Below are 11,533 nucleotides of genomic sequence, written 5' to 3'. Positions count from 1 at the left end.
GGTCGTCTGAAAATTTTCAGACGACCTTTGTTTTCACACAACCATAAACATAATGCTTATATCCGATAAAATATTCGGTACTCGGTCGATATATCGGATTAACAAGAAAAACACCCAATCATCGCGGCAACTTCAATAATGCCGAATTCAATAATCCGCCCTACAATTAAGCAATACTCCTTACCCAGGCTACGTTTATTTAACCTATGAATAATTTTTTACGTCATTATTTACAACGCTGTTCTGAAATACGTTTGACATTGGTGTCCTCAGGTTTGAGTTTTATGACTTTGCTGGCGGTTGTGCCATTTTTGACCGTTGTGTTATTAGTGTCTCACCTGTCGCCATACGTCGATACCCTTACGGATGCGTTTGTTGTCGCGTTCAATCAGACGGCGTTCCCAACAGAGGCGGCAGACATTGCAGTATATATCAATCGTTTCAAGCACCATGCCGAACACTTGGGCGGAATAAGCTTAGCCGCATTTTCACTGATTGCGCTGCTGTTTGTCCGTACGATTGACAATACTTTGTGCATAGTATGGCGCGAACAGCAGGAAAAACGTTCACGCCGGCGGTTGCTGATTTACCCTGCGCTGTTGGTGCTACTGCCCTTGTTTATAGGTTTGATAAGTCTGTTGCGGGATGTTCTGGCGGTACAGCTGCCCGAACTGGCAAATGCATTGAGCGCATTGCTCTCCTTGCTGTCAGCAACCTTGCTGCTGTGGCTGCCGTACCGTTTTGTCCCCAAACGGCGTGCGCCTGAGTATTGCCCGCTTCTGACAGCTTTCGGGGTAGCGTTATTAATGAAAGCTGCGCGGTATATATTTACTTGGTACAGCGGCTTGGTGGACGGATACGAACCTATTTACGGCGCAACTGCCGCACTATTGCTGTTCATGCTGTGGCTGAATGTGATGTGGATGCTGGTATTGTGCGGTGCTGTATGGACGGCGGTATGGAGTGAACATAGTCTGCATTACAGCAAGCATAAGTTGGATACGCCCGAATCCGGCAAAAAACGCTAACACCCCATCAAGGAAATCCATTACCGCAATAGCGGATTCAATAATCCAATCTACAACTTATACAAAAATCGTCTGAAAATTTTCAGACGACCTTTTGCCTTTTGTTAAGGAACTGTATGAACGAACAAACCAAACAGGCCGCCCAGGCCATAGGTCGTCTGAAACGTAAAGCCAGCGACGAAGAACGGCTGCAAGGCTGGCGCGAAACCTGCGCCGAACAAGGGTTAAGCGGCGAATTTATCCTGACTGCGAAGCTCAACGGCGCGGCTTATACCGAGGAAGAAGCCCGCATGGTGGCGGAGCTTTTCGGCAAATAAACTGACAATTTATTATTTTAAAATTACAAATCATATCAAAACTTGACAAAGTTACCGATTTTGATTATAGTCGTATCTGAGTTAACATTGCCGATTTGACACAGCTTGCGGGCATAAACAGCTAAAGCGTATTTTCATTTTCTGCTGTTTTTATTCCTTTCTTTATATCCAAGCCCGTTGTGTACAGCATCGGGCTTCTTTTTTTTCCCGGAAGTATCAGGAAGTATTTATGATTATTTTGGACAACGTTTCCAAACATTACCAAACGCGCGACAAAACCCGTTTTGCCGCCGTCGAGCCGACCAGCCTCGAAATCCAAGACGGCGAAATCTTCGGTCTGATGGGCTATTCCGGCGCGGGCAAATCCACCCTGCTGCGCCTGATTAACCTGTTGGAACGTCCCGACAGCGGCAGGGTCAATGTGTGCGGACAAGAGCTGACCGCGCTTGATGCCGCCGCATTGCGTCAGGCGCGGCAGAATATCGGCATGGTGTTTCAGCAGTTCAATCTTTTGAGCAACCGTACCGTTGCCGACAATGTTGCCTTTCCTTTGGAAATCGCCGGATGGTCGTCTGAAAAAATCAAAGAACGCGTCAAAGAATGCCTTGAAATCGTCGGCTTGACCGAACGCGCCGACCACTACCCCGCCCAGCTTTCCGGCGGGCAGAAACAGCGCGTCGGCATCGCCCGCGCGCTCGCACCCAAGCCCCAAGTCATCCTCGCCGACGAACCCACTTCCGCCCTCGACCCCGCCACCACGCGCAGCGTCTTGGAATGTTTGGAAGACATCAATAAACGCTTCAACGTCACCATCGTCATCGTAACCCACGAAATGAGCGTCATCCGCCGCCTGTGCGACCGCGCCGCCCTCTTGGATAAAGGAAAAGTGGTGGAAATCGTCGAAGTACGCGGCAACCAAATCCACGCCCAATCCGAAATCGGGCGCGAACTGATTCGGGAGGACTGATATGGCAGACTTAACATTCGAACAAGCCGTTTCCACCATCGTCGGCATGAAAGACGAAATCGTCCGCGCCTTGGGCGAAACCTTCGTCATGGTCGGACTGTCCACCACGATTGCCGTCATCTTCGGCACCCTCTTGGGCGTCTTGCTTTTCGTAACTTCCAACCGCCAGCTTCATTACAACAAGCCGGTGAATTTCCTGTTTGACAACTTAGTCAACCTGATGCGCGCCTTCCCCTTCGTCATCCTGATGATTGCCATGATACCCGCCACCCGCGCCATCGTCGGCAGCACTATCGGCCCGATTGCCGCCTCGCTGGTATTGAGCGTGTCCGGCCTGTTTTACTTCGCCCGCTTAGTGGAACAAAACCTGCGCGAAGTCCCCAAAGGCGTGATTGAAGCCGCCACCGCCATGGGCGCCTCGCCGCTTGCCATCGTCCGCAAAGTCCTCTTGAACGAAGCGCGCGCGGGCATGGTTTCCAGCATCACCGTCCTCGCCATCGGCCTGCTCTCATACAGCGCGGCGGCAGGCATGATAGGCGGCGGCGGCTTGGGCGACCTCGCCATCCGCTACGGCTACTACCGCTACCAAACCGAAGTCATCATCTTCATCGTCGCCATCCTCGTGCTGCTCGTTATCCTGATTCAAAGCACCGGCAACGCATTGGCGCGGAAATTGGACAAACGTTAAACCTCACAAACGTAAACAAGGTCGTCTGAAAATACACCTGATGCATTTTCAGACGACCTTTTGAGTGAAAAATACAACATGAAATCCGCCAAAAAAATTCTAATTGCCGTTTATTTAGTCAATATCGGCAATATCCTTTGGTACTTTATCGGCCCCATGAACCATATGCCGAAAATATTGTATATAGGCCTGAGTATCGGCATCTTTCTTGCCCAACTCGTCATCTTGGAAAAATTAGAACACCCGCCCTCCGACGTCAACGCGCACAACAGCAAAATGATGCGTAACGATATGGGTTTCTTCATTTTATTGTGTGTCGGGCTATTGGCTGTCTTTATGATATGGTCCCTTATCGCCTCCCCTGTCCCCATCTGGGGCATCCTTTCATTTGACGATATGGTTTCCATAGGGGAAATGAACGGATCAATTGGCACGATGGACATCGATGAAATGGGCGAAATCAGCGAGCCGGATGAAAGTGCCATGATGGCAGAAGACTATGATGATGAAATGGACGGACACGCCGTAATCGACGGAACAGATGAAATGTATGAAAGTGTCGATACCGCCTTTGATATTTCTCCGTTCGCCACCTCGTTGGATTGGCTCAAGCTCATCTCAGCCCTGACTTTTAAAGCGGGATTGATTTGGCTGTGTTACCGTTCCGCCAAAGGCCTGTACCTCACCATAAAAAACCGTCCCGTTTCCCATAAATGGATTTAAAATCCCAACTGTCCCGACGGCAGAGGCCGTCTGAAAAATCGACTTAACACTTACCAGGAGTAAAACATGCAGACAAACACCTTCTTCAAAACCCTTTCCGCCGCCGCGCTCGCCTTGATACTGGCAGCCTGCGGCGGTCAAAAAGATAGCACATCCGCCGCATCTGCCGCATCGCCTGCCGCCGACAATGGCGCAAAAAAAGAAATCGTCTTCGGTACGACCGTCGGCGACTTCGGCGACATGGTCAAAGACCAAATCAAACCTGCGCTGGAGAAAAAAGGTTATACCGTCAAACTGCTTGAATTCGCCGACTACGTCCGCCCCAACCTCGCTTTGGCAGAAGGCGAACTGGACATCAATATTTTCCAACACAAGCCTTATCTGGACGACTTCAAAAAAGAACACAAATTAGACATCACCGAAGCCTTCCAAGTGCCGACCGCGCCTTTGGGCCTGTATCCGGGCAAACTGAAATCGCTGGACGAAGTCAAAGACGGCAGCAGCGTTTCCGCGCCTAACGACCCGTCCAACTTCGCCCGCGCGCTGGTCATGTTGAACGAATTGGGCTGGGTTAAGTTGAAAGACGGTGTTAATCCGCTGACTGCTTCCAAAGCCGATATCGCCGAAAATCCGAAAAACATCAAAATCATAGAGCTTGAAGCCGCACAACTGCCGCGCAGCCGTGCCGACGTCGATTTCGCCATCGTTAACGGCAACTACGCCATGAGTAGCGGCATGAAGCTGACCGAAGCCCTGTTCCAAGAACCGAGCTTCGCCTACGTCAACTGGGCAGCCGTCAAAACCGCCGACAAAGACAGCCAATGGCTCAAAGACGTAACCGAAGCCTACAACTCCGACGAGTTCAAAGCCTACGCGCGCCAACGCTTCGCAGGTTACAAATACCCTGCCGCCTGGGGTGAAAACGCAGCAGCCGGTGCGAAAGCCGAAGCCGCTTCTACCGCTTCGGCAGCAAGTGCCACAGCAGCCTCCGCAGCAAGCTCCGGCGCTTCCGCAGCAAAATAAACTGTAAGCCCTAAAGCAAAAGGTCGTCTGAAAACCCAAATCAGGTTTCAGACGACCTTTTTGCCGTATATGGCGGAAATATAGTGGATTAACTCTAAATCAGGACAAGGCGACGAAGCCGCAGACAGTACAGATAGTACGGAACCGATTCACTTGGTACTTCAGCACCTTAGAGAATCGTTCTCTTGAGCTAAGGCGAGGCAACGCCGTACTGGTTTAAGGTTAACCCACTATACATTCAACGCAAAGCAACGCGCCCCAATCTTAAGACGGCGGTTATTCGTCTTTTATTTTGCCGCGCAAACTCAAGGTTTGCCTTACCGGATGCGAATAGGTGTCTTTTTCCGCCGTCAGTTCCAACTCCAGCTCCGTCAGTTTTTGTAAATACTCTGAAGCTTTGACCGTCGGCTCTTTTGTCAATTCTTCAAACTGCTTTTTCGCCTCATCAAACCGACTCAATTTGCGCAACATTTCTCCGCGCACAAGCTTGGTATTCACACGTTTTTCAGCCGGCAGGCTGTCATCTTTCAAAGTCAAATCGGCGTAATGCAGGACTTTCTCCAGATCTTGCTGATGACCGCCCAGCCAGCTGGCATGCAAAAATATCGACATCATTTGTTCTGCGTTTTGATTTTCGCCTGCCAACTCCAACATCACCCCCGCCAACCTTTGCGCTGAGGCCTTTTCAGCCACCTGCTTGAGATAAGCCTCGCTTCGGATGACTTTTTCATACTTATCCAATTCTTGTTGCGTAAAGTCGTCCTTAAACATGACAAACTTATTGCTCGGACAAACCGGAATGGGGGCAGGCGCCATAACCATACCTACCGGCTCCAAATCAGTCTTCATATCGATCGAAAAGCCCGACATTACCATAACCGATGTGAATTTTTCGCCGCCTATCGGGCAAGTATGCTCAACCGGACGCGTAGTCAGTGCATGGGCATGCGTACAAACGGCAAGTGACAAGACGAATGCTGAAAGTTTGATTTTCATTGGGAATTCCTTAATATTTGCGTATTTAAAGCGGCATAAATCTTGTTTTGCCTGTCCAAAATTTGAATTTATCATCAAAACGGGTAATTCTAATCACAAAGAACCCATATTCGCAAACAATAAAGGCTTGCACCAGACTCTAAGCCTGGTCGCAAGCCTTCTGCTCTCACATACCGTGATTGATTCACGCTTCCGCCGATTTGCCGGTCACTTTTTCAAATGCTTGGATCAGCCTTCCAATCACGGCATCTTCGCCAAACTCGTTCAAACAGTCCGCACGCAATTTTTCCGCCGAAAATTTCTCGCGTTCTTCATACATCCGAATCAGCGCCTCGCTCAATGCCTCTATATTTTCAGTCGGAATCAGATAACCATTATCCTCATTAACTATCGACTGAGGTCCGCCGCACATTGTCGCAATGACCGGCAAGCCTTGTGACAGCGCCTCGATAAACACCACACCGAACGTTTCCACACGGCTGGCGAGTACAAAAGCATTGCTATGGCGCATCAAGTCCAAGACCTCATCCGTCTTCAACGCGCCCAAAAAGGTGACGGTATGACCGATGTCCAATTCATCAACCAAGCGGCGCAGATTCTCCGCCTCCGCGCCATTGCCGCCGATTTTGAGTTTGAGGAAGGGATACTTTTCCAAAGCCTTGGCAAAGGCGGGAAGCAATAAGTCATGCCCTTTCAGATGGCGCAAGTGGGAAACGGAGCAAAACGTGAAATCCTGATGGGACTTATCGAAAGGCTCGAACGGACGCGCAAAGTTATCGCCCAAAATATTCGGCAGATATTCCCAATCCAAACCGTATTTCTCGCGCAGCAATGCACAAAAATCCTTGCTGACCGCAAAACGCGCCTGACAATGTCGGGCGGATTCTTTCATACTGGGCCATTGGTTCGGACGGACCAGGTTGCGGGCAATCGCGCTGCTGTGTTCGGTAATCACATAAGGAATACCGTATTTCTTAGAAATTTCATGTGCCAAAACGCCGCCGAAATTCATCGTATGCGCATGGAGGACATCAGGCTTGCCGTTTTCCGCCACATACCGCTTAAAAGCCTTCATACCCGCCCTTACCCAACGGATACGGTCGATATCGACGACGGGGCAATGCGGGAAAAAATACATACTGTCGTAAACATAAGTATTCAAACCGCCCTGCCGGTGATGCCGCATTCCATAAGGTCCGGTCAAAATACTTTTCCATTCCGTCCGCAACGAGCGGAACAAAGGTGCAATGACCCCTACTTTCAAGCCTTTGCGCTGCAACGCCTGAGCTTGCAAACGGAAGAAAATCCCGTCCACATCCGTTTCGGATTTCGGATACCACGATGGAAGAACGACAACATGCATTTTTTACTCCTTACGCCAACCCTGCCAAAGACAATCTGCATCATTGCCCACAAAGTCAAAAAATATAAAAAACAATAATTTAGTTATATTACAAACAACCGCAGGTTTTCAAGTGATTATAAATAACAGCATTACAACTCAAAGCATGAATTAAAACATATATATGACAAAGTACCCAAACCGCAAGTTAAAAAAACCTCTCCTTTTTTTCAACCGCCTGATTTAAATTAAAATAATATATGACATATAACAACACTTTTAAAACCACATCTACCAAACCATCTCATCACACGCATTGCCTTTTCCCGTTTCAGACGACCCATAGGCTAAACAACGGCAAGACTATGTTGTTTAATCCCCCCCTCGCCCGATAAAACATGTTCATCAGCACCACAAGCCGACTGGTACATCAACCGTCATTTCCTTGAAGCAAAACAATAAAAAGGTCGTCTGAAATCTCGTATTTGATTTTTCAGACGACCTCTCAGTCATAGCAAAGAAGTTATGCGTATGCCAAAACCTTTTCAGACGACCTCATCAAACAGCAAACGTGATCTTTGCCGTTTTAAGCTGCCGTTACAGTCAATCAAGCATCCACCGGCTTCCAGTCCGCGCCTTTTACCGGCGGCAGCCACGATTGCGTACCGCTGGCGGAAAATTCCCACAGGATGTCGGGGAAGCCGTAATGGTCGGCGCGCGCCGGGTCGAGTTGCGTTTCGATTTCGGCTTCGCGGCCTTCGCGGATTTGTGTGGCGATGTGCGGATTGATCATGACGGTTTTGCCCAATGCGATAAATTCCGCCCAGCCGGTTTCATAGGCGGCCAGAATTTGATCGGCAGTAAACAGGTTGCCCACGCCGATAAGGGGCAGCTTGCCGTTGATGCGGTCATGGATGAACTGCATACGGGTTTGCGCCGTATCGCCGCCGCGGCGGATTTTCTTATCGAATTCCCACAAGGAAACGTGCAGGTATTGCAGCGGCTTTTGCACCAGCGCGTCAATCAGTGCGCCGGTTTCGGTCATGGTCAGCCCGTTTTCGCCTGCTTCTTCAGGCGAGAAGCGGTAGCCGATGATGAAGTCGTTGCGTTGGTGTTTGTCGCGGACGGCGGCAACGGCATCGACGACGGCGAGCGGGAAGCGCATTCTGTTTTCCAAGCTGCCGCCCCATTGGTCGCTGCGGCGGTTGCTTTGGGCGGAGTAAAACTGTTGGATTAAATAGCCGTTCGCGCCGTGGATTTCCACGCCGTCAAAGCCTGCACGAATCGCCAAATCGGCAGCTTGGGCGAAGGAAGCGATGAGTTCTTCCACTTCTGCGGCACTCGCTTCACGCGCACCTTCTTCTTCGCTGGCGGACGCGCTGATTTTGTCGCGGCGGTTGAGTTCCGCCATCGCTTTAGAGCCGCCGTGATGGATTTGCAAAATCGCTTTCGCACCTTGTTTTTGAATGATTTGGGCGGTTTCTTTCAGGCTGTCGAGGCAGTGTTCGCCCGTAGCTTCAGGCTGTCCTCGAAAGGCTTTACCACCTTCTTGAACCAAAGTGGCAGCAGAGATAAAGAGACCCATATCGCCTGCGCGGTTACCGAGAAACGTGCGCTCTTGGTCGCTGATTAAGCCGTCGGTGTGGGAACCGAAATGGGTCATGGGCGCAACGACGAGGCGGTTTTTGACGGTTACGCCGTTGTTGAGTGTGAAAGATTGGAAAAGCGGAGCGTATTTGGGATTCATTTTGTTCTATCGAAAATTAATAACTTCGACAGAATTGGGACAAATAGGGAATTATCAAGAACGAGGTCGTCTGAAAAACACGGCTCCGACGAAACGGAATGTTTTCAGACGACCTTTCGGCGATACACCTAACAACGGTTACCAGAGGTAGGTTACGCTGGCGCCGCCGCCCGCACCGCCTTTCGCCGCGCCGACTGCCGAGCCTTTAACCAGCCATTTGCCGCTGGCGGATACTTTGGAAATACCTACGGCGTAGCCGCTTTTACCGCGCCAGATACCGCTTGCGACGGAAACCGCGCCTTGTCCCGGCTGATATGCCTGTCCGAGGCTGCCGACCGCGATTGCAGCGGCGGAGCCTGAATCAGCACGCTCTTCAAGTTTGTCCATACGGACTTTGGCTTCGTTGCGCAAAGCGGCGATTTGGGTCTGGTGATTGCTCTCGGCTGCGGCAAGGCTGCTTTGGGTTTGGCGGGCAAGGCTCTTCACTTGAGCAACGTTGACCGCGTCCGTATCCTCCTTACCCGCAGCAACATTAGTAATCTGGCGGCTGTTTTGTTCGCTGCCGACAGATACCGCGCCTAAAGTCGATACCCATGTTTTGCCTGTTTCTGTACTTGCCGCGCCGGTAGCAAAGTCATGACCTGCAACGCCTGCCGCAGTATCGGCAACGCTGTCCGTACCGAGCGCTACGGAGTTTTGCTGACGCGCTTCTGCTTTGTAGCCCAAAGCAGCGGATTTTTCCTCAAATGCAGCAGCACCTGCGCCCAAAGCCGTTCCGCCCGATTTCCGTACCCGTGCGCGCGTGCCAGCGGCAAGACCGTTGAGTGCGGTGGACGAGGATTCCACGCCCAATGCCACACTGTTGGTTTCTTCGGCAACCGCGCGCGTACCGACTGCAACCGCCTGATAACCGTTTGCCTCGGCAGCAGATGCCAGCGCAACCGCCTGCGTACCGTTGGCTTTTGCCCTATCCCCGACAGCAGTGGAACTGAGTGCATTGGCTTCGCTGCCCCGTCCAAACGCAACCGCATCAATATCGCCAGCCTTCGCGCTTTCACCGACCGCGATAGAACGCAAACCCGTTGCCTGCGACATCAAACCGACCGCCACCGACTGCCCACCGGAAGCCTTCGATGCGCCGCCGACGGCAATATCGTTGGTTCCTTTTGCATTCGCCCTGAAACCGACAGCAACCGTCCGCAATGCTTCCGCCTTAGCCTCGCTGCCAAATGCCGACGCACTCAAACCCGAAGCATTTGAATCATAGCCGGCAGCAACAGACTTATAACCCGCCGCAGCCGATTTATCGCCCAACGCAGTCGCATTCTCCCCCGCCTTCGATTCTTTGCCCAATGCGACAGAACCGTTTTTGTGCATCGTCCCTGTCGCAATACCTTCCGCAACACAAACATTTGCAAAAACAAGGGACAACACCAAACACAGCGGTTTGACGGATAAGTTTAGTTTCATCTTTTCATTCTCCATTTTTGAATTTTTAACAATACTAACTAATCCCAAATAATTATATTTAACTATTTAGAATTAGTTATATTGTATAGTATTATTACAATATTATTAATTATATGTAATTAATATTTGATTTGAATCATCTGAAGAAAATGATACGCAAGGTTTATAGAACGTACGCAACCCATTCAGATCGATAGAACCCAATCATCCAAAAAGGTCGTCTGAAAACATGGTTTCGGAGAAACGGAATGTTTTCAGACGACCTTTTATAGTGGCAAAAAAAAGGCGATACCTTTCAGTACCGCCAAAGCTGCTTTGGTGATAAAACCGATTATTTCGAGGCGCAGCGGAAGCCTAGGTTGTGCAAGACGTATTTGGATTGTAGGCTGGTGCGTATGCCGTAGCGCAGGAAGGCGGCGTAATTCGATGGGTCGCTGGAGCCTACGGATGCGCCGCTGCAAAACATTTGCGTATCGGCATTGCCAGACGAGAGCAGGCTGCTGTTGAAGTCTTCCGTCCATTCCCAAATCAAGCCGTGCATATCGTAAATGCCCCAGTAGTTGGGTTTGCTTTTGCCGACATCGCGCAAGCCGTTTCTGCCGCCGTCTGCATACCAGTCAAGAATGGTACGGTTGTAGCCGGGTTCGGCAGAACCGTTTTTCTGTGTGGCGGAGGCAAGTCCGGCAAATTCCCATTGGTCTATGGTCGGCAGGCGTTTGCCTTGCGCAGTACAGTAGGCATTGGCGGCAAACCAAGATACGTTGGTTACCGGATGTTTCAGTTCGTTGGGTTTGGGCGCGTAGCTGTTGCTGCCGGTTTTAACCCAGTGTTTGAGGTAGGCAGGCTCGGCCTGTTTGGAGCTGACTTTGCCTTTTTGCCACTGCGGGTGTTTTTTGACAAACTCTGCAAATTCGGCATTGGTAACGGGATATTTGTCGATTTGGAAGGGTTTGACTTTAATGAGGTTTGTTTCTTTCTTCAGATAGAGCGGGCGGTAGCTGCCGCCTTCAACTTTTGCCATTTCGGCCGCCGCTGCACTGCCGCTTGCGACAAGGGTAAAGAAGGCGAGGAGTGGTATGAGTTTCATAACGGGCTTTCTCATCTGAATACGGAGTATTAGGCTCTGATTATATAGCGAAACCGGATAAAAATCCTTAAAAGCCGTCTGATTATTGTGCTTTGGGCTTGTCGGTTCGTGCATATAGTGGATTAACTTTAAACCAGTACGGCGT

11 protein-coding genes are annotated in these 11,533 nt (G+C 50.4%); 6 read left to right on the top strand and 5 right to left on the bottom strand.

Going from position 1 to position 11,533, the window contains the following annotated elements; all coding sequences use genetic code 11:
* The first annotated feature begins 206 nt into the window (after nucleotides 1-206).
* The 6 genes from HMPREF3050_RS07075 (at nucleotide 207) to HMPREF3050_RS07050 (ending at nucleotide 4,746) form a co-directional block, all read left to right on the top strand.
* Complete coding sequence (locus tag HMPREF3050_RS07075; RefSeq protein WP_094113356.1) at nucleotides 207-1,028, top strand: YihY family inner membrane protein; 822 nt, start codon at nucleotides 207-209, stop codon at nucleotides 1,026-1,028.
* 116 nt (nucleotides 1,029-1,144) lie between these two features.
* Nucleotides 1,145-1,345, top strand: a complete 201-nt coding sequence (locus HMPREF3050_RS07070; RefSeq protein WP_070774251.1) for a hypothetical protein — start codon at nucleotides 1,145-1,147, stop codon at nucleotides 1,343-1,345.
* 229 nt (nucleotides 1,346-1,574) lie between these two features.
* A complete protein-coding gene (locus tag HMPREF3050_RS07065; RefSeq protein ID WP_070774250.1) occupies nucleotides 1,575-2,312 on the top strand; it encodes a methionine ABC transporter ATP-binding protein in 738 nt (245 codons plus the stop codon).
* Nucleotide 2,313: 1 nt separating this feature from the next.
* Nucleotides 2,314-3,000, top strand: a complete 687-nt coding sequence (locus HMPREF3050_RS07060) for a methionine ABC transporter permease (protein ID WP_070774249.1) — start codon at nucleotides 2,314-2,316, stop codon at nucleotides 2,998-3,000.
* 78 nt (nucleotides 3,001-3,078) lie between these two features.
* Nucleotides 3,079-3,723 carry a hypothetical protein gene (locus HMPREF3050_RS07055; protein WP_036493111.1) on the top strand — a complete coding sequence of 215 codons (645 nt, stop codon included), beginning with the start codon at nucleotides 3,079-3,081 and terminating at the stop codon, nucleotides 3,721-3,723.
* A 66-nt stretch (nucleotides 3,724-3,789) separates the two neighbouring features.
* Complete coding sequence (locus tag HMPREF3050_RS07050; RefSeq protein ID WP_070774248.1) at nucleotides 3,790-4,746, top strand: MetQ/NlpA family ABC transporter substrate-binding protein; 957 nt, start codon at nucleotides 3,790-3,792, stop codon at nucleotides 4,744-4,746.
* Nucleotides 4,747-5,022: 276 nt separating this feature from the next.
* Here HMPREF3050_RS07050 and HMPREF3050_RS07045 read toward each other — a convergent pair whose 3' ends face one another.
* The 5 genes from HMPREF3050_RS07045 to HMPREF3050_RS07025 form a co-directional block, all read right to left on the bottom strand.
* Complete coding sequence (locus HMPREF3050_RS07045) at nucleotides 5,023-5,742, bottom strand: hypothetical protein (RefSeq protein ID WP_070602105.1); 720 nt, start codon at nucleotides 5,740-5,742, stop codon at nucleotides 5,023-5,025.
* A gap of 184 nt (nucleotides 5,743-5,926) precedes the next feature.
* The gene (locus tag HMPREF3050_RS07040) at nucleotides 5,927-7,105 is read right to left on the bottom strand and encodes a glycosyltransferase (RefSeq protein WP_070774247.1); all 1,179 of its coding nucleotides are present in this window, start codon (nucleotides 7,103-7,105) and stop codon (nucleotides 5,927-5,929) included.
* Nucleotides 7,106-7,691: 586 nt separating this feature from the next.
* Complete coding sequence (locus tag HMPREF3050_RS07035; RefSeq protein WP_070774246.1) at nucleotides 7,692-8,831, bottom strand: NADH-dependent flavin oxidoreductase; 1,140 nt, start codon at nucleotides 8,829-8,831, stop codon at nucleotides 7,692-7,694.
* A gap of 138 nt (nucleotides 8,832-8,969) precedes the next feature.
* Nucleotides 8,970-10,301 carry a YadA-like family protein gene (locus HMPREF3050_RS07030; RefSeq protein WP_070774245.1) on the bottom strand — a complete coding sequence of 444 codons (1,332 nt, stop codon included), beginning with the start codon at nucleotides 10,299-10,301 and terminating at the stop codon, nucleotides 8,970-8,972.
* A gap of 331 nt (nucleotides 10,302-10,632) precedes the next feature.
* Nucleotides 10,633-11,388: a formylglycine-generating enzyme family protein gene (locus HMPREF3050_RS07025; RefSeq protein ID WP_040668451.1), complete on the bottom strand. Its 756-nt coding sequence runs from the start codon at nucleotides 11,386-11,388 to the stop codon at nucleotides 10,633-10,635.
* Between the last annotated feature and the right edge of the window lie 145 nt (nucleotides 11,389-11,533).

This window comes from Neisseria sp. HMSC065D04 (genome assembly GCF_001815675.1).
GTDB lineage: Bacteria > Pseudomonadota > Gammaproteobacteria > Burkholderiales > Neisseriaceae > Neisseria.
The sequence above is the reverse complement of the archived record's forward strand: the minus strand, read 5'-3'. Positions and strand labels throughout refer to the sequence as shown.

Bases quoted from the DNA above. Each gene is read 5' to 3' on its own strand.
- HMPREF3050_RS07075 (WP_094113356.1), top strand. From the start codon at position 207: ATGAATAATTTTTTACGTCATTATTTACAACGCTGTTCTGAAATACGT.
- HMPREF3050_RS07070 (WP_070774251.1), top strand. From the start codon at position 1,145: ATGAACGAACAAACCAAACAGGCCGCCCAGGCCATAGGTCGTCTGAAA.
- HMPREF3050_RS07065 (WP_070774250.1), top strand. From the start codon at position 1,575: ATGATTATTTTGGACAACGTTTCCAAACATTACCAAACGCGCGACAAA.
- HMPREF3050_RS07060 (WP_070774249.1), top strand. From the start codon at position 2,314: ATGGCAGACTTAACATTCGAACAAGCCGTTTCCACCATCGTCGGCATG.
- HMPREF3050_RS07055 (WP_036493111.1), top strand. From the start codon at position 3,079: ATGAAATCCGCCAAAAAAATTCTAATTGCCGTTTATTTAGTCAATATC.
- HMPREF3050_RS07050 (WP_070774248.1), top strand. From the start codon at position 3,790: ATGCAGACAAACACCTTCTTCAAAACCCTTTCCGCCGCCGCGCTCGCC.
- HMPREF3050_RS07045 (WP_070602105.1), bottom strand. From the start codon at position 5,742: ATGAAAATCAAACTTTCAGCATTCGTCTTGTCACTTGCCGTTTGTACG.
- HMPREF3050_RS07040 (WP_070774247.1), bottom strand. From the start codon at position 7,105: ATGCATGTTGTCGTTCTTCCATCGTGGTATCCGAAATCCGAAACGGAT.
- HMPREF3050_RS07035 (WP_070774246.1), bottom strand. From the start codon at position 8,831: ATGAATCCCAAATACGCTCCGCTTTTCCAATCTTTCACACTCAACAAC.
- HMPREF3050_RS07030 (WP_070774245.1), bottom strand. From the start codon at position 10,301: ATGAAACTAAACTTATCCGTCAAACCGCTGTGTTTGGTGTTGTCCCTT.
- HMPREF3050_RS07025 (WP_040668451.1), bottom strand. From the start codon at position 11,388: ATGAAACTCATACCACTCCTCGCCTTCTTTACCCTTGTCGCAAGCGGC.